The sequence below is a fragment of the Mesorhizobium sp. LSJC280B00 genome (assembly GCF_000502835.1).
Taxonomy (GTDB): domain Bacteria; phylum Pseudomonadota; class Alphaproteobacteria; order Rhizobiales; family Rhizobiaceae; genus Mesorhizobium.
Genome location: NZ_AYVL01000010.1, coordinates 23,667 through 39,913, shown reverse-complemented (window position 1 = coordinate 39,913; position 16,247 = coordinate 23,667). Strand labels below are relative to the sequence as shown.

Below are 16,247 nucleotides of genomic sequence, written 5' to 3'. Positions count from 1 at the left end.
TTGCTATCTCTGGTTCCAGCGCCGGATGACCGGCTCGTCAAGGTCGTGCTCATAACCGAGCCCGCTTATGCTGGCGGTATCCAGCACGAAAAACGTGCCGGCTTGCGGCGGCAGGCCGAGCCAGCGTGCGGCCAGCACCCTAAGGAAATGCGAGCTTGAGAAGACCAGGACATTGCTGTCGACCTCGCGCAACTGGCTGACGATCCGGTCCGCCCTCGAGCCGACATCCGTGGCGGACTCGCCGCTCGGGCAGCCGTCGCGAAAGAGACGCCAGCCGGGGCGCTCGGCGAGGATTTGCTTGGTGGTCAATCCCTCATAGGCACCATAATCCCACTCCGCCAGATCGTCCTTCTTCACGCCTGACGAGCCGAAGCCGGCCAGCGCACAGGTGTTGAAGGCGCGCTGCGACGGGCTCGACCACACCGCCGAGACGGAGAGGCCCTCGAGCCGCTCAGCGATTCGCCTTGCCGCTTCCTCGCCGGTCGGCGTCAGCGGTATGTCGGTTCGGCCGGTATGTTTTCCGGACGCACTCCATTCCGTCTCGCCATGCCGAACCAGATAGATTTCGGGAAACGCGCTCATCAGGCTGCCTTTCAAATGGATCTGCCGCGACCATAGCGGCTTCCATAGCCTCTCCAATAGCCTGCATTGAACCGACTGGCTTAACCCTTCCGCAAGTCAGCCTCTTGCCACCGGTGCCCATTTGATAGACAAACCCGTCGTAATGCGGAATCCGGCCGGTCTTGGCCATTTTCCGCGCTGAGACGCGGCTTCCGGCTCTTGCCGACGTGCCGCAATCGGATAGGCGGAAAACTAGAATGTCTGCGATCGAAGCCGACGCTCGCGCGCCGGAAAACCTTTGGCGTCGGGAAATCAGGGCGATGCTGGCGCTCGCCTGGCCGATGGTGCTGACCAATCTCGGCCAGACCGCGATGACCGCTACCGACGTCATGATGATGGGGCGGCTGGGGCCGGACACGCTGGCCAGCGGTGCGCTTGGTGCCAACCTCTACTTCATGCCGCTCATCTTCGGGCTCGGCCTGATGCTGGCGACCTCGCCGATGATGGCGACCGAGCTCGGCCGTCGCCGGCACTCGGTGCGCGACCTGCGCCGCACCGTGCGCCAGGGTCTGTGGCTGGCGATCCTCATTTGCATTCCGATATGGGCCCTTCTCTGGCACGGCGAGAGCGTGTTGCTGGCCATGGGTCAGGAACCGGCGCTGGCGCACCAGGCGGGCATCTATCTGCGCTGGCTCGAATGGGCGGTGCTGCCCTTTTTCGGCTACATCGTCCTGCGCTCGTTCATTTCGGCGCTGGAGCGGCCGGGCTGGGCGCTGATCATCGTCTTCGTTGCCGTCGCCTGCAATGCCTTCTTCAACTGGCTGTTCATGTTCGGTAATCTCGGCATCCAATCGATGGGCATCGCCGGCTCCGGCCTCGCCACCACTCTGTCCAGCACGTTGATGTTCGCCGGCATGGCGGCGGTGGTGATGCTTGAGAAGGAATTCCGGCGCTATCGTCTGTTCGGACGCTTCTGGCGCGCCGATTGGCCGCGCTTCAAGGGCCTGCTGCGGCTCGGCCTGCCGATCGCCGGCCTGCTGGCGTTCGAGGTGACGATCTTCAACGCGGCGGCCTTTCTCATGGGCCTGATCGATGCCGCTTCGCTTGCCGCCCATGCGATCGCCATCCAGATTGCCTCGATCACCTTCATGGTGCCGCTCGGCCTCAACCAGGCGGTGACTGTGCGCGTCGGACTTGCCCACGGCGCCGGCAATCCGGAAGGTGTCAGCCGGGCTGGCTGGACCGCCTATGTCGTCGGTGTCTCCTTCATGGCGCTGATGGGGCTGGTGATGATCCTGTGGCCGCATCTCTTGATCGGCGCCTTCATCGATCTGGGCAATCCGGCTAATGCCGAGGTGGTGGCGCTTGCCGTGTCGTTCCTCGCCTTTGCCGCGCTGTTCCAGGTTTTTGACGGTGCGCAGGCGGTCGCCAGCGGCATGCTGCGCGGCCTGCACGACACCAAGGTGCCGATGATCTATGCCGCGATCGGATATTGGGGCATCGGGCTGCCGCTCGGCGTGCTGCTGGCCTTCCGTTTCGGCTTCAACGGCGTCGGCATCTGGATCGGCCTGTCGTCGGGACTGGCGGTGGTTGCGGCGCTCTTGCTAGGGCGCTGGCTGCGGCGTGACAGGATCGCGCCGCCGCTGGTATTCGGGCGTTGAATTGCTGGTCGCCCGCTCAGCGGGCCGCCGCCCGCTGCTCGAGCAAACGTGCGTATTGCGTCAGCGGAAAGCACATGACGAAGAAGATCAGCGCTACCAGCCCATAGACTTTGAACGGTTCGAAGGTCGCATTGTTGATCGCGTTGGATGTCCTCACCAGCTCCTCGAAACCGATGATCGACGTCAGCGCGGTCGACTTGATCAGCTGCACCAGAAAGCCGACGGTCGGTGCGCGGGTGATCGAAAACGCCTGAGGCAAGATGATCAGCCGGAGTTCCTGCAGATAGTGCAGGCCGAGGCTGGCGCCGGCGTCCCACTGGCCGCGCGGCAGTGCATCGACGCCGCCGCGCCAGATCTCGGCGAGATAGGCGCTGGCAAAGAAGGTCAGGCCAAGCACCGCCGCGGTCCACGGCTCGATGCGCAGGCCCAGCATCGGCAAGCCGAAGAACATCAGGAAGAGCTGCATCAGCAGCGGCGTGCCCTGGAAAAGCGCGATGTAGCCGGAGGCAAACCGGCGCGCCCATTTATTCTTGGCGATCCGGAAGAACAACACGATCATGCCGACCACGGCCCCGCCGACAAAGGCGGCCAGCGACAAGAGCACCGTCCAGCGCGCCGCCAGCAGCAGGTTGCGCAGAATGTCCCAGAAGGTGAATTCGATCATGACACGCCGGCTCCGAGAAGCCGGCGCCCGCCGCCGACCAGCAGCCGGCGCAGCCCAATCGACAGGATGAGATAGACCATCGTCACGATGAAATAGGTCTCGAAAGCCCGGAACGTGCGCGCCTGCAGCATGTCGGCTTCATAGGTCAGCTCGCGAACGGCGATCTGCGATACCACGGCGGATTCCAGCATCATGATGACGATCTGGCTGGTCAGCGCCGGATAGATCACCTTGAGCGCCTGCGGCAGCACGATCTTGATGAAGACCTGGCGCGGCCTGAGCCCAAGCGCCAGTGCCGCTTCCGTCTGCCCGGGCGGCACCGCGTCGAGCCCGGCGCCAACGATCTCGATCGTATAGGCAGCCATGTTGAGCGTCATCGCCAGCATGGCTGCCAGCACCGGATCGAGCCTGACGCCGATGCTGGGCAGCCCGAAGAAGATGAAGAATAGCTGCACCAGGAACGGCGTGTTGCGGATCACCTCGACATAGACGCCGATCGCCCGCTTGAGCAGGAGCGGACCGTTCCGCCGCCCTGCGGCGCCGAGGATGCTGAGCAACGTTCCCGCCAGCGTGGTCACAGCGATCAACAGGATCGTCGTGGCCGCGCCGCGCGCGATCGCCCCTGTCGCCCCGGCAAGCCAGCCGAAGTCGAGGCTATAGGTCACCGGCGATCAATCCTTGAGATTGGCGGGATCGAGCGGCGTCTTCAGCCAGGCCTTCGAGCTTTCGTCCAGTCTGCCTTCGGCCAGCATCTTGGCAACCGCATCGTTGACCGCTTGCTTGAGGCGGTCTTCCTTCTTGTTGAGGCCGATATGCGAGGGCGAGGTGAGAAGCTGGAATTTCTGCTCCGGCTTCAGCGCCTCTTGGCGGGCGAGCACCTGGGCGCCGACATCGTTGCCGACCACCATCAGCTGGGTCTGGCCCGAAATGAAGGCCTGGATGACGGAATTATAGTTGTCGAAGCGGCGGATGTCGGCCGAGGCCGGTGCCGCCTCGGTCAGCGAGGTATCCTCCAGCGTGCCGCGATTGACGGCGATCGACTTGTCGGCGAGGTCTTCCTTGCCTTTGACCGCAAGAGCTGCCGGGCCGATGACGGCGATGTAATAGGGCGCGTAGGCGGCGGCGAAATCGATCACCTGCTCTCGCTCCTTGGAATAGCCGACGCTCATCAGCAGGTCGACGCGCTTGTCGGTAAGGTACGGGATGCGGTTCTGGCCGGTCACGCTGACCAGATTGAGCTTGACCTTGAGCTGGTCGGCGATGAACTGCGCCACGTCGATGTCGTAGCCCTTGATGCTCATGTCGGCGCTGGCCGAGGAGAAGGGCGGGAAGTCGGAAAAGATACCGACATTGATCGCGCCTGCCTTGGTGATGTCGTCGATCGCGTCTGCATTGGCGGCCTGAGTGAAACCGAAACTGGCCGCGCCGAACATCAGCATGGCGGCGAAGGTTGATTTTAGCTTGATGTGAAGTGTCTTCATGTGAAGCGTCATTGTCATTCCCCTGCTGGAAGCTTGTTTGTTTGAGTGCAACCGCCGGCTCCAGCGCGGCGGTCGCCTTTGGATTCTCTAGTGGACCATGATCTTCTCCGAAAACCGGTTCCCACTTTTCGGGCTCATGGTCGAGCGTGTCAGCCCGCCTTGCCGGTGATTGCCGGGCTGAAAACCATCAGGCTGAGGATCTCGAACAGCACCTGCGCGCCGGCATGCGCCGTGTTGGTGGTCGCGTCGTATTGCGGCGCCACCTCGACCACGTCGCCGCCGACGATGTTGAGTCCCTTCAGGCCGCGCAGCAGCTCGAGCACTTCGCGCGTCGTCAGCCCGCCGACTTCCGGTGTGCCGGTGCCCGGCGCGAAGGCCGGATCGATGCTGTCGATGTCGAAGGAGACATAGGTCGGGCCGTCGCCGACTATCCTGCGCGCCTTCTCGATAATGGCGGGAATGCCGAGGCCGGTCACCTCTTCGGCATGCACGACGGTCATGCCGGACTCATAGGTGAACTCCCACAGATATTCGGCCGAGCCACGAATGCCGATCTGGATGGTGCGGCTCGGATCGAGCACGCCGTCCAGCACCGCGTTGCGGAACGGCCCGCCATGGTGGAACTTGGTCATGTCGAAAAGGCCGCTGGTATCGCAGTGCGCGTCGATATGGATCATGCCCACCGGCGCCCTCTTGCCGACAGCCTTCAGGATCGGGTGGCTGATCGAATGGTCGCCGCCGACAGACAAGGGCAGGACGCCGGCGTCGACGATCTGGTTGGTGCGGCGTTCGATGTCGTCATGGCTGGTCTCCAGCCGGTAGCGGCTCTGGAACGGCACGTCGCCGATGTCGGCGACCTTCAGCTCATGCGTCGGCGCGCATTCCAGCACATGGTTGTAGGGGCCGATGCGCTCGATGGCGCGCAGCGCCCTTGGCCCGAAACGGGCGCCCGGCCGGTTGGTGACGCCCAGATCCATCGGCACACCGATCATCGCCACCTGCAGATCGCCGAAATCCGGATTGTCGGCGGCGATTTCACGATAGGGCGCCGCGAGGAAGGTCGGGATGCCGGAATAGGGCGCCAGTCGCGTGCCGGTCTTGGAGAAGATCTTGTCGGCGACACGCTGGAATTTCGGGTCGAACATTTCGCCGCCATGGCTCTCGCCGTATTTGCGGCGCAACGCTTCGAGCTTGCCGCGGTCGTAACCCATGTCGGTCCTCCATGGCTGGTGCGGCGCGCGGACAGCGGCCCCGATAGCCGCGGCCGTCGGCTGCCTGCAGATTTCACGTCTTGATGCAATGCCTGGGCAAAGTGTCCCGTAGCTGCATTGAAAAATCAATTGATATTGTTAGTGTGTTATCTGTGAGAAAATCTCACAGAGCCTAGGGTCCAAATGGCCAAGCGTTTGCCACCGCTCAACCCGCTGCGCGCCTTCGAGGCGACGGCGCGCCACGCCTCGCTGAGCAAGGCGGCGGCTGAGCTCAACGTCACCCACGGCGCCATCAGCCATCAGATCAAGGCGCTCGAGCAATCGTTGGGTGTCAAGCTGTTCGAGCGTGCCGGTCAGCGGGTGAAGCTGACGCCGCACGGCGCCGAGTTGCTGCCGGCGGTGTCGACCGCCTTCGACGGCATTGCCGCCGCCACGCAGCGCATGACGAGGCCGGCCAGCACCGGCGTTCTCTCTGTATCCTGCGTGCCGGCGCTACTGTTGCTGTGGATGATCCCGCGGCTGGGCAGCTTCACCTCGCAATATCCGGATATCAGGCTGACGCTGATCCCATCCAATGATGCCAAGGATGTCCGCGCACCGCATATCGATGTCTGCGTGCACTATGGTGACGGCAGCTGGACCGACTGCTGGATGCGCAAATGGTCGGGCCTCGAACTGTTCCCGGTGGTCAGCCCGACGCTGATCAACAACCGCCCGATCCGCACCGTCCGCGACCTCGCCGATCACGTCTTCCTGCATGGCGACGACGGCCGCGAATGGCATACCTGGCTGGCCGCCGCCGACGCGCTGGACCTGGAGCGCGGCCGCCGCCATCATCTCGGCGATGCGCGCATGGCGACCGAGGCGGCTGTCCACGGCCATGGCGTGGCGCTCGGCGATACGGTGACGGCAAGCGGACTGCTCGCCAGGGGCCTGCTTGTCGCCCCGTTCAGTCTTTCCGTGCCGGCCGTCGACGATTTCTACGTCGTCTGCCGCAACGAGATGCGGTCGGCGCCGATCGTGCAATTGTTCATCGACTGGCTGTTTGCCGAGAAAGAGCAGGCCGACCGCCGCGCCGACGCGCCGGTGGCAGGCCGCATCGGCATTCGCCGCAAGCGTCCAGCGCTCAAGGTGGTCGGCGCCAAGACCGCATCCTGAGGCCGAAACTGCCGTAGGCGCCGCTTGCCGCAGCGGCTTCTTTTTGTCGGGCCAGCCCGCAAAGCGGGAGGCGCGTTCAAAAATTCGATGCTAAGAGGCATTTGGAGCAATTCCAGGAAAAGTGCGCAGCGGTTTTCCGTCCGGAATTGCGCTAGACAAAAGCTAGAGCGAGCAGCGAAGGCGCATTGAGCGATGGCAAAGACCGATATAGCGCGGCGCGTCTACAATCACACCTGGAAGCTCGACCCGATCGTCCGCAGCTTGCTCGACACCGATTTCTACAAGCTTCTGATGCTGCAGATGATCTGGGGCATGTATCCCAAGGTCGACGCCACCTTCTCGCTGATCAACCGCACCACCTCGGTCCGCCTTGCCGAGGAGATCGATGAGACGGAGCTGCGCGAGCAGCTCGACCATGCCCGCACCTTGCGCTTCTCTAAGAAAGAGATGATCTGGCTCGGCGGCAACACCTTCTATGGCCGCAAGCAGATATTCGAACCGGAATTCCTCGCCTGGCTGGAAAATTTCCGGCTGCCCGAATACGAGCTTTCCAAGCGCGACGGCCAATACGAACTCGTCTTCAGCGGCCCGTGGATGTACACGACGCTGTGGGAGATCCCGGCGCTGGCAATTATCAATGAACTTCGATCTCGCGCGGCCATGCGGGCGTTCGGGCCGTTCGCGCTCGACGTGCTCTATGCCCGCGCCAAGGCCAAGATGTGGGCCAAGACCGAGCGGCTGAAGGCGCTGCCCGGCATCCGCATCTCGGATTTCGGCACCCGCCGCCGTCATTCTTTCCTGTGGCAGCGCTGGTGCGTCGAAGCGTTGAAGGAGGGCATCGGCGAGGCCTTCACTGGCACCTCCAACGTGCTGCTCGCCATGGACAACGATCTCGAGGCGCTCGGCACCAATGCGCATGAACTGCCGATGGTGTTCGCCGCGCTCACCAATTCGGAAAAGGAATTGAAACAGTCGCCCTACAACGTGCTGCAGGACTGGCAGCGCTACTACGGCGGCAACCTGCTGATCGTACTGCCGGACACCTTCGGCACCGCGGCGTTCCTGCGCGATGCACCGGACTGGGTCGCCGACTGGACCGGCTTCCGCCCCGATAGCGCGCCGCCGATCGAAGGCGGTGAGAAAATCATTTCCTGGTGGCGCGAAAAGGGCAAGGACCCCAAGCAGAAGCTGCTCATCTTCTCGGATGGGCTGGAGGTCGAGACCATCGAGGAAACCTACCGCCACTTCCGCGGCAAGGTGCGCATGTCCTTCGGCTGGGGCACCAACCTGACCAACGATTTCGAGGGCTGCGCGCCGACCGAGACCAACCGGCTAGACGCCATCTCGCTGGTCTGCAAGGTCACCGAAGCCAACGGCAGGCCGGCGGTCAAACTTTCCGACAATCCGGCCAAGTCGACAGGCGACGAGAAAGAGATCGAGCGCTATTTGCGCATCTTCGGCCAGAAGGACCGCGTGGAGCAGTTGGTGAAGGTGTGAGGTAGGGGAACTCTTGCGTAGTATGAGTTCCTTCGCGCCCCCCTCTGTCCTGCCGGACATCTCCCCCACGAGGGGGGAGATTGCGCCCTCATTGCTGCTTTCGCCAATCGCTAAAGTTGCAGAAGGAGAGCCGACGGCGGAACCGCCGATCTCCCCCCAAGTGGGGGAGATGTCCGGCAGGACAGAGGGGGGCGCCGTAGAGCGCCGTCGTTACAGTTTAGCTCTCGTCATTGTTGCCTTTGCATTCTTGCCCACGCCCGCCTTCGCCCACGCCTCCGACCGCGGCCACGTCCTGCTCCTTCCCACCCGCTACTACCTTGCCGGCGGCGCGCTCGCGGTTGCCGCCAGTTTCCTTGTCCTGGCGCTACTGCCGCCGGACTCCCTCGACCGCTTCTGGCGCAAACGCCTGCCGCTGTTCACCTTCGGTGACACCGCGCGGACTGCCGTCAGCCTGGTATCCTTTGCCGGCTTTGCAATTCTGATTGCCGCCGGCCTGTTCGGCAGCCGCGATCCGCTTTCCAATCCGATGCCGCTGACCGTATGGACGCTTCTCTGGGTTGGCCTGGCTCTGTTGCAGGGGCTCGCCGGCGATCTCTGGTCGTGGCTCAACCCCTGGTACGGGCCATGCCGCGTCGCCTCGCGCCTGTCCGGCAGAACGCAGCCGTATCTGCTCCCCCAACGGCTCGGCTATTGGCCGGCTTTCCTGCTGTTCTTCGCCTTCGCCTGGTTCGAGCTGATCGACCCTGCGCCCGACGATCCGGCGCGGCTGGCCTGGGCCGCCGGCCTCTACTGGCTGCTGAGCTTCGCCGCCATGCAGGTCTTCGGCTACCGCGACTGGACCCTGCGCGGTGAGTTCCTGACCGTGTTCTTTTCCATGGTGGCGCGCTTCGCCATCGTCGAACGTATTGCAGACGGCCGGCTAAAACTCTGCTGGCCGGGCGCCAAGCTGCTCGCTGCCGCGCCGCTACCGCTCAGCGGCGTCGCTTTCCTGCTGCTTGCGCTGTCGTCGGTGTCCTTCGACGGCCTGTCGAAAACCTTCTTCTGGCTAGGCTGGTTCGGCATCAATCCGGTGGAATTTCCGGGACGCACCGCTTTGATCGGCATCGGCAGCTTCGGCCTTGTGATGACCTTTGCCGTGCTTGCGGCCGTGTTCGAGCTCGCCGTCTTTCTTGGCCAGAACCTTGCCGGCAGCAAGCATTCGCTCGGTCACGCCGCCGGGCTTTTGGTCTGGTCGATCGTACCGATCGCGCTCGCCTACCACTTCGCGCATTATCTGACGGCGCTGCTGGTCGACGGCCAATATGCGATTGCCGCTCTCTCCGACCCGTTTGCGCTGGGCTGGAACCTGTTCGGTACCGCCGACATGTCAATTGAAGCCGGCGTCGTCGCCGGTGCCGGTTCGGCGTGGTGGCTGTGGAACCTCCAGGCCGGCGTCATCATAGCCGGCCACATGCTTGCTGTGCTTGTCGCCCATGGCTTGGCCTGGCGGCTGCACGCCATTCCGGCTCGCGCCGCGCTCAGCCAGTTCCCGCTCACCGTGCTGATGATCGCCTACACCGTCCTCGGCCTATGGCTGCTTGCGACGCCGAGCGCCGGATGAACGAGGTGTGCGATGCCCGTCAATCGAACCTTGGGGAAAGCTCGCTTGCCACGTCAGAGCTTTGGTGATTTAGTTTGTACACATGCAATTTTCGCCCCTCTTAACAAGAGTGGCCTGCCTGCTACAGCCATTGGTCAAAGCTCAAAAACAAGGGGAACTGCCGTGACTGACAAGAATGGGTTTTTCGATCTCTCCAGATCCGCTCTCACCCGCCGCACGGCGCTGAAGGGCCTTGCCGCCGGCGCCGGTCTTGCCGTCGCGCCGGGTTTCGTGCGTTACAGCCAGGCGCAGAGCTCGGCGCCGATCAAGATCGGCTTCCAGTCGCACCGCACCGGCATCGGCGCCGCCTATGGCCGCTGGTACGAGAAGACCACAGCGGCTGCCGTCAAGGCGATCAACGATTCCGGCGGCATCAACGGCCGGCCGGTCGACGTGATCATCGAGGATGACGGCACCGATCCCGGCCGGGGCGCCGAAGTCGTCGGCAAGTTCGCCTCCCAGCACAAGACCGACATCGTCTACGGCACGCTGTTTTCGCATGTCGTCATCGGCTCGGCGCCGGCCGCCGGCGAGGCCAAGATGCCCTATTTCGTTGTCAGCGAAGGCCACCACGTCGCCTCGACCAAATTGAACCGCTACATCTTCCAGCCCGGCATCACCGATGTGAAGAGCCAGATCCAGTCGATGGCACCGTGGATTGCCGCCAATGCCGGCAAGAAGGTGACGCAGATCTTCCCCGATTTCGCTTTCGGCTATGACCATCGCGACTACCTGCCGCCGGCGCTGAAGGCGCAAGGCGCCGAGGTCATTGCGCAGATCGCGATTCCGCCGACGGAATCCTCCTTCACCAAATATTTCCCGCAGATCCCCGCGGAGACCGAGGTGATCTACCACGTCATGGTCGGCCCGGCGGTGCTCACCTTCGTCAAGGAGCTCGGCGAGTTCTACGGCTCCAATCGGCCGCAATTGTTCGGCTTCATCGATTCGCTCGAAGCCACCGACATCAACAGCCCCGGCCTCGAATTCCTCGACGGTAGCCATTTCTGGGAAGGCTCGCCGCGCTACGCGCAGCCCGATGATTCCCCCGCACAGAAGGCCTACCGCGCCGCCGTCGGCATCGATGACAATGGTGCCGCCGTCGGCGACCCCAAGGACGTCTCCACCGCCGCGCACATGTTCGGCTGCTGGGAAACGCTCTACGTCGTCAAGAAGGCGATGGAGGATGCCGGCTACAAGGGCCCGGAAGACCGCGCCAAGCTGGTCGAGGCGACCGAGGCGTTGACCGAGTTCGCCGAGGGGCCCGAGCATCCGCAGGGACCGAAAACCTTCAACGGCAAGATCCACCAGTGCTTTGGTATCCAGAACATCTCCAAGGTCGAAGGCGGCCGGCTGAATGTCGTCCACAAGACCAAGATCGAGGACGGCCTCTATGAGCCTGAGGGGGATTACACGACGCAGACGCTGTGAGCTTGGTTTCATTAAGCACAGTGCGCTTCGGCCCACCCCCCTCTGTCCTGCCGGACATCTCCCCCTCAAGGGGGGAGATTGGCTGTCACCAGCGCTTTCGCCAATCGCAAAGGCCGGTAGGTGGCCGCCTTCGCGGGAACTGCCAATCTCCCCCCTTGAGGGGGAGATGTCCGGCAGGACAGAGGGGGGTGCGCCTCGCACCTGCGATGGGTGTGTAACCGATGCACTTCGGACCCCACCTGCTCCTCGCCGCCCTCGAAGGCCTCGTCACCTCCGCCGTGCTGGCGCTGACGGCGCTTGGCCTGTCGCTGGTGTTCGGCGTCATGCGCGTCGTCAATGTCGCGCATGGCGAGTTTTTCATGCTCGGCGCGGTGCTTGCCTGGGCGATCTCTACGGCGATATCCGGCCATCCGGCGCTCGGCTTCCTGGCCGCCCTGGTGCTGGCGCCGCTGATCGTCGGCCTGATCGCGCTGGTCGCCGAACGGCTGGTGCTGCGCCGGCTCAACTACAATCCGGAAGCCACCATCGTCGCCACCATCGGCATGCTCTACATCATCCAGCAATTGGCGCTGACCTTCTACGGCCCGGAGGCGCGGCCGGTGGAGCCGCCGTTCAGCTACCGCATCCTCCTGCCGTGGTTCGGCTATTCCGGCTACAAGCTGTCGATCATCGCCGCGTCGGCGCTGCTGCTGGTCGCGACCTGGCTGGTGCTGACGCGCACGAAAATCGGCCTCGTCATGCGCGCCACGCAATATGACAGCGAGACGGCGCAGGCCTTCGGCATCCCGGTGACGAGACTCTATGCCGGTGTTTTCGCGCTCGGCGCCATGCTGGCTGCTGTCGCCGCGGTGCTGATCGTGCCGATCAGCCAGGCCCACTATCTGATGGGACAGGACCCGCTGTTGCTGTCGTTCATCGTCGTCATCATCGGCGGCCTCGGCTCGCTGCGAGGCACGGTCGTCGCCGCGGTGCTGATCGGCCTTTCCGACGGCATCATCTCGGTGTTCTTCTCACCGACGCTGGCCAAGATCATCGCCACCTTGCTCGTCGCCATGGTGCTGGTGTTCCGGCCGCAGGGCCTGTTCGGGACGACATCGCGATGAAGGATGCTTCGCCGGCAAAGCCATATGCGCTGCACCTCGGCGTCATCGCCCTGCTTTTCGGGCTTAGCTTCGTCCTGCCGGAATACCATCACGGCCTGCTCGCCCGCATCATGGTGCTGGCGGTCTTCGCCATGGGCTACAATCTGCTGTTCGGCTATGTCGGGCTGCTTAGCCTCGGCCATGCCATGTTCTTTTCAGCCGGGCTCTATGGCGCCGGCCTTGCCGTCATCCATCTCGGCTGGAGCGTGCCGGCCGCCTTCGCAGCCGGGCTTGCCTGCGGCGCGCTTCTCGCGCTGGTGATCGGGCTGCTGGCGCTGCGCACCTCCGGCGTCGCCTTCATGATCGTCACTATGATGTTCGCGCAGGTATTCTATCTCGTCATCCTCTATTTCGCTGCCTGGACCGGTGGCGACCAGGGCATGGTCGTGCCGCAGCCGATGCGTGTCCTTGTCCTGGGCAGCACGTCGCTCGACCTCACCAACCCGACCGTGCGCTATATGAGCGCGCTGGCACTGTTCTCGATCGTGCTGCTCATAAGCCTGGCGATAGTCCGCTCCGGCTACGGTCGCGTGCTGGTCGCCATCCGCGAGAACGAAGAGCGGACCAAAATGCTTGGCTATGATACATTTTCCAACAAGCTCGCCGCCGTCGTCATCTCAGGCAGCATCTGCGCGGCTTCCGGCGCGGCCTATGCGCTGCTGTTCGGCTATGTCGGCTCGAGCTTCGCTTCGGTGCAATATTCCATCCTGCCGCTGCTCTGGGTGCTGCTGGGCGGTGCCGCTACCACGCTCGGTCCGCTGATCGGCACGCTGTTCATGTATTATGTCATCGATGTCGCCAGCGGCTACACCTCGGCCTATCTGCTGATCGTCGGCATAGCGCTCATCCTGCTGGTGCTGTTCTTCCCGAGAGGCATTCTCGGCAGCATCCGCCAGCGCTGGCTCGGGTGGTTGCCATGATGCCGCTGCTCACCACCAAAGGCCTGTCGCGCAGTTTCGGCGGCTTGCGCGCCGTCGACGGCGTCGACTTCGCGCTGATGCCGGGCGAGATCCGCGCTGTCATCGGCCCCAACGGTGCCGGCAAGACCACCTTCGTCAGCCTGGTCAGCGGCCGTATCCAGCCCTCGTCGGGCATGATCGTCTTCGACGGCGCGGACATCACCAATCTGCCGGCCTACGCCAGGGTTCGCCTTGGCGTCGCCTACACTTTCCAGATCACCAGCGTCTTTGCCAATCTCAGCGCCTACGACAATGTTGCCCTGCCGGTGCAGCGCACGCTGACCGACGGCCGCTCGAAGGGCGCGGTTCACACCGGCGTCATGGCCGCGCTCGAGCGTACCGGCCTTGCCGACCGCGCCGACATGCCGGCCGGGCAGCTGTCCTACGGTCACCAGCGGTTGCTGGAAGTGGCGATGGGACTGGCACTGAAGCCGCGGCTGCTGATCCTCGACGAACCGACGCAAGGGCTGGCCGACAGCGAGATCGATAATTTCATCGAGCTGGTGCGCGAGATCGCCGATAGCGCCACCGTGCTTTTGATCGAGCACAACATGCCGGTGGTCATGCGGCTCGCCGACCGCATCACCGTCTTCAACGCCGGCAGGATTTTGGCTGAAGGCACGCCCGAGCAGATCCGCGCCAATGCCGCGGTGCAGGACGCCTATCTGGGGACGACCCATGGCTGAGGCCCAGTCCAAGGCACTGACGATCTCCGGGGTCGACTGCTTCTATGGCGAGGTCCAGGTGCTCTATGGCCTCGATCTTGTCTTGAACGAGGGCGAAGTGCTCTGCCTGTTCGGCCGCAACGGCGCCGGCAAGACGACGACGCTGAAGGCAATCATGGGCCTGGTGCCGGTAAGCTCAGGCTCGATCCGGCTCGAAGGGCGGGAATTGACCGGCTTGCCGGCGCACGAGGTGCCCAAGGCCGGCCTCGCCTACGTGCCGCAGGGCCGGCGGCTGTTCGCCGAGATGACGGTGGCTGAAAACATCGAGATCGGCCTGATGGCCCGCAACAAGGGCAAGGCGACGCGCGAAAACGTGCTCGATCTTTTTCCGCTGCTGCGCCAGCGCCTCAGGCAGCGTTCCGGCACGCTGTCCGGCGGTGAGCAGCAGATGCTGGCCATGGCCCGCGCCCTGTGCCTGGAACCACAGGTGCTTCTGCTCGACGAGCCGACCGAAGGGCTGATGCCGTCGATGATCGCCAAGATCCGCGAAACGGTGTCGAAGCTGCGTGCGCTTGGCGTGTCGACAATTCTTGTCGAGCAGCGCGTCGATGCCGTGCTCTCGGTCGCAGACCGCGTTTGTTTCATCGAAAACGGCCGCAACCGCGAGACGGTCGACGTTGAGGAGCTGCGTGCCGATCCCTCGGCGGTCCGTCGCTATGTCGGCGTCGGATGATCAGGCAAAGAACAGCAAGCCGGCAAGCAGGAATGTCGGGATCAGCACCGCGCCCGACCATGCCATATAGCCAAAGAAGCTCGGCATCTTGATGCCGCGATGCCTGGCAATGGCATAGACCATGAAATTCGGCGCATTGCCGACATAGGTGTTGGCGCCCATGAACACCGCGCCTGCCGAGATCGCCGCCAGCGTCGAGGCGAACTCGGTCATCAGATGCTGCGCATCGCCGCCAGCCAGCTCGAAGAACACCAGATAGGTCGGCGCATTGTCGAGGAAGGACGACAGCGCTCCGGTCAGCCAGAAATAGGCAAGGTTGTCCGGCGCGCCGGTCGGCGAACTGACCAGCAGCACCAACGGCGCCAGCGCGCCGTCGAGCCCGGCCCGCAATATGGCGACGACCGGCACGATGCAGATGAAGATGCTGGCGAACAGCTTCGCCACCTCGGCAATCGGCCCCCAGTTGAAGGCGTTTGCGCCGCGAAACTCCTTCGGCGAGACGACAAGCGAAGTGAAGGCCAGTATCAGGATGGCGGCGTCGCGCACCAGATTCTGCAGCTCGAGGCTGACGCCCTGAAAAGAGAAACTCACTCCCGGCTTCCAGGCAGCGGAAATCAGGATCGCGGCGATTACGCCGGCCAGCAGCGGGATGTTGGCCAGGCCGCGAATGCGCACCTTGCTGTCGGGCGTCGGATCCTTGATCTTCGGCGCGCCTTCCTCCCGGCGATGCATGATGATGTCGATCGCCAGGAAAACAGCCAGCACCACGCCGGCGACGAACAGCGTCTCGGGCAGCAGGTGAACTGTCGTCCAGAAGAAATCGACGCCGCGCAGAAAGCCGACGAACAGCGGCGGATCGCCCAGCGGCGTTAGCGACCCGCCGATGTTGGAAACCAGGAAGATGAAAAAGATGACGACATGGGCGTTGAAGCGCCGGTTGTCGTTGGCGCGGATGAGCGGCCGGATCAGGATCATCGAGGCGCCGGTTGTGCCAATGATCGAGGCAAGCAGCGCCCCTCCCAGCAACAGCCCGGCATTGACCAGCGGCGTGCCGTGTATGTTGCCGGCAACGAAGATACCGCCCGAAATGGTGAACAGCGCAAACAGCAGGATGATGAACGACATGTATTCGGTGAGCAGCGCATGCAGCACCGCCTGCGTGGCGGACGGGATGCCGAAGGCGATGGCCAGCGGCCCGATCACCAACGCTGCCCAGAAGGCAGCGATCTTGCCGTAATGGTGCTCCCAAGCATGATGGAACAGCAGCGGGCCGGTCGCGATGCAAAGCAATAGCCCGGCAAACGGCAGCACCCACCAAAGCGACATGGCGGCGCCCGGCAATTCGTGCGCTTCGGCCGCGAGAACCGCTCTCGGAGAAAAGATTGCTGCAATAAGTGCAGCACTTGCCGTCAACGCCGCAAACCGCATGAAGCCCCTCAAAAGTCTGT

15 protein-coding genes are annotated in these 16,247 nt (G+C 63.7%); 9 read left to right on the top strand and 6 right to left on the bottom strand.

Annotated elements, in window-relative coordinates; translation table 11 throughout:
- Positions 1-3: 3 nt before the first annotated feature.
- Positions 4-585 (bottom strand): histidine phosphatase family protein, encoded by a 582-nt coding sequence (locus X773_RS55315; RefSeq protein ID WP_023676986.1) that lies wholly within the window; start codon positions 583-585, stop codon positions 4-6.
- Between the two features lie 233 nt (positions 586-818).
- Between X773_RS55315 and X773_RS55310 the strand changes: the two genes are divergently transcribed.
- Positions 819-2,222 carry an MATE family efflux transporter gene (locus tag X773_RS55310; RefSeq protein ID WP_023676985.1) on the top strand — a complete coding sequence of 468 codons (1,404 nt, stop codon included), beginning with the start codon at positions 819-821 and terminating at the stop codon, positions 2,220-2,222.
- Positions 2,223-2,238: 16 nt separating this feature from the next.
- Here X773_RS55310 and X773_RS55305 read toward each other — a convergent pair whose 3' ends face one another.
- The 4 genes from X773_RS55305 to speB form a co-directional block, all read right to left on the bottom strand.
- Positions 2,239-2,886: an amino acid ABC transporter permease gene (locus X773_RS55305; protein WP_023676984.1), complete on the bottom strand. Its 648-nt coding sequence runs from the start codon at positions 2,884-2,886 to the stop codon at positions 2,239-2,241.
- The gene (locus X773_RS55300; RefSeq protein ID WP_023676983.1) at positions 2,883-3,551 is read right to left on the bottom strand and encodes an amino acid ABC transporter permease; all 669 of its coding nucleotides are present in this window, start codon (positions 3,549-3,551) and stop codon (positions 2,883-2,885) included. Before X773_RS55300 ends, X773_RS55305 begins: the two co-directional genes overlap by 4 nt.
- A 6-nt stretch (positions 3,552-3,557) precedes the next feature.
- Positions 3,558-4,379: a transporter substrate-binding domain-containing protein gene (locus X773_RS55295; protein WP_031211831.1), complete on the bottom strand. Its 822-nt coding sequence runs from the start codon at positions 4,377-4,379 to the stop codon at positions 3,558-3,560.
- Positions 4,380-4,516: 137 nt separating this feature from the next.
- Positions 4,517-5,578: an agmatinase gene (speB, locus tag X773_RS55290; protein ID WP_023676981.1), complete on the bottom strand. Its 1,062-nt coding sequence runs from the start codon at positions 5,576-5,578 to the stop codon at positions 4,517-4,519.
- Between the two features lie 183 nt (positions 5,579-5,761).
- Here speB and gcvA point away from each other — a divergent pair, with 183 nt between their 5' ends.
- The 8 genes from gcvA to X773_RS55250 all read left to right on the top strand — a co-directional run bounded on the left by gcvA (position 5,762) and on the right by X773_RS55250 (position 14,799).
- Positions 5,762-6,736, top strand: coding sequence for a transcriptional regulator GcvA (gene gcvA / locus X773_RS55285; protein ID WP_023676980.1), 975 nt, complete (start codon positions 5,762-5,764; stop codon positions 6,734-6,736).
- Between the two features lie 192 nt (positions 6,737-6,928).
- On the top strand, positions 6,929-8,233 hold the full coding sequence (pncB, locus tag X773_RS55280; protein ID WP_023676979.1) for a nicotinate phosphoribosyltransferase: 1,305 nt from the start codon (positions 6,929-6,931) through the stop codon (positions 8,231-8,233).
- A gap of 169 nt (positions 8,234-8,402) precedes the next feature.
- Positions 8,403-9,833, top strand: a complete 1,431-nt coding sequence (locus tag X773_RS55275; protein ID WP_023676978.1) for a hypothetical protein — start codon at positions 8,403-8,405, stop codon at positions 9,831-9,833.
- Positions 9,834-9,995: 162 nt separating this feature from the next.
- On the top strand, positions 9,996-11,300 hold the full coding sequence (locus tag X773_RS55270) for an ABC transporter substrate-binding protein (RefSeq protein WP_023676977.1): 1,305 nt from the start codon (positions 9,996-9,998) through the stop codon (positions 11,298-11,300).
- A 221-nt stretch (positions 11,301-11,521) separates the two neighbouring features.
- The gene (locus tag X773_RS55265; RefSeq protein WP_023676976.1) at positions 11,522-12,403 is read left to right on the top strand and encodes a branched-chain amino acid ABC transporter permease; all 882 of its coding nucleotides are present in this window, start codon (positions 11,522-11,524) and stop codon (positions 12,401-12,403) included.
- The gene (locus X773_RS55260; protein WP_023676975.1) at positions 12,400-13,362 is read left to right on the top strand and encodes a branched-chain amino acid ABC transporter permease; all 963 of its coding nucleotides are present in this window, start codon (positions 12,400-12,402) and stop codon (positions 13,360-13,362) included. Before X773_RS55265 ends, X773_RS55260 begins: the two co-directional genes overlap by 4 nt.
- A complete protein-coding gene (locus X773_RS55255) occupies positions 13,359-14,087 on the top strand; it encodes an ABC transporter ATP-binding protein (RefSeq protein WP_023676974.1) in 729 nt (242 codons plus the stop codon). The genes X773_RS55260 and X773_RS55255 overlap by 4 nt, the downstream gene beginning before the upstream one ends.
- Positions 14,080-14,799 carry an ABC transporter ATP-binding protein gene (locus X773_RS55250; protein ID WP_023676973.1) on the top strand — a complete coding sequence of 240 codons (720 nt, stop codon included), beginning with the start codon at positions 14,080-14,082 and terminating at the stop codon, positions 14,797-14,799. The genes X773_RS55255 and X773_RS55250 overlap by 8 nt, the downstream gene beginning before the upstream one ends.
- Here X773_RS55250 and X773_RS55245 read toward each other — a convergent pair whose 3' ends face one another.
- Complete coding sequence (locus X773_RS55245) at positions 14,800-16,227, bottom strand: sodium:proton antiporter (protein WP_023676972.1); 1,428 nt, start codon at positions 16,225-16,227, stop codon at positions 14,800-14,802.
- Between the last annotated feature and the right edge of the window lie 20 nt (positions 16,228-16,247).

Coding starts and splice junctions, on each gene's coding strand:
- X773_RS55310 (WP_023676985.1), top strand. CDS start 819: ATGTCTGCGATCGAAGCCGACGCTCGCGCGCCGGAAAACCTTTGGCGT.
- X773_RS55305 (WP_023676984.1), bottom strand. CDS start 2,886: ATGATCGAATTCACCTTCTGGGACATTCTGCGCAACCTGCTGCTGGCG.
- X773_RS55295 (WP_031211831.1), bottom strand. CDS start 4,379: ATGACGCTTCACATGAAGACACTTCACATCAAGCTAAAATCAACCTTC.
- speB (WP_023676981.1), bottom strand. CDS start 5,578: ATGGGTTACGACCGCGGCAAGCTCGAAGCGTTGCGCCGCAAATACGGC.
- gcvA (WP_023676980.1), top strand. CDS start 5,762: ATGGCCAAGCGTTTGCCACCGCTCAACCCGCTGCGCGCCTTCGAGGCG.
- pncB (WP_023676979.1), top strand. CDS start 6,929: ATGGCAAAGACCGATATAGCGCGGCGCGTCTACAATCACACCTGGAAG.
- X773_RS55275 (WP_023676978.1), top strand. CDS start 8,403: ATGTCCGGCAGGACAGAGGGGGGCGCCGTAGAGCGCCGTCGTTACAGT.
- X773_RS55265 (WP_023676976.1), top strand. CDS start 11,522: ATGCACTTCGGACCCCACCTGCTCCTCGCCGCCCTCGAAGGCCTCGTC.
- X773_RS55260 (WP_023676975.1), top strand. CDS start 12,400: ATGAAGGATGCTTCGCCGGCAAAGCCATATGCGCTGCACCTCGGCGTC.
- X773_RS55255 (WP_023676974.1), top strand. CDS start 13,359: ATGATGCCGCTGCTCACCACCAAAGGCCTGTCGCGCAGTTTCGGCGGC.
- X773_RS55250 (WP_023676973.1), top strand. CDS start 14,080: ATGGCTGAGGCCCAGTCCAAGGCACTGACGATCTCCGGGGTCGACTGC.
- X773_RS55245 (WP_023676972.1), bottom strand. CDS start 16,227: ATGCGGTTTGCGGCGTTGACGGCAAGTGCTGCACTTATTGCAGCAATC.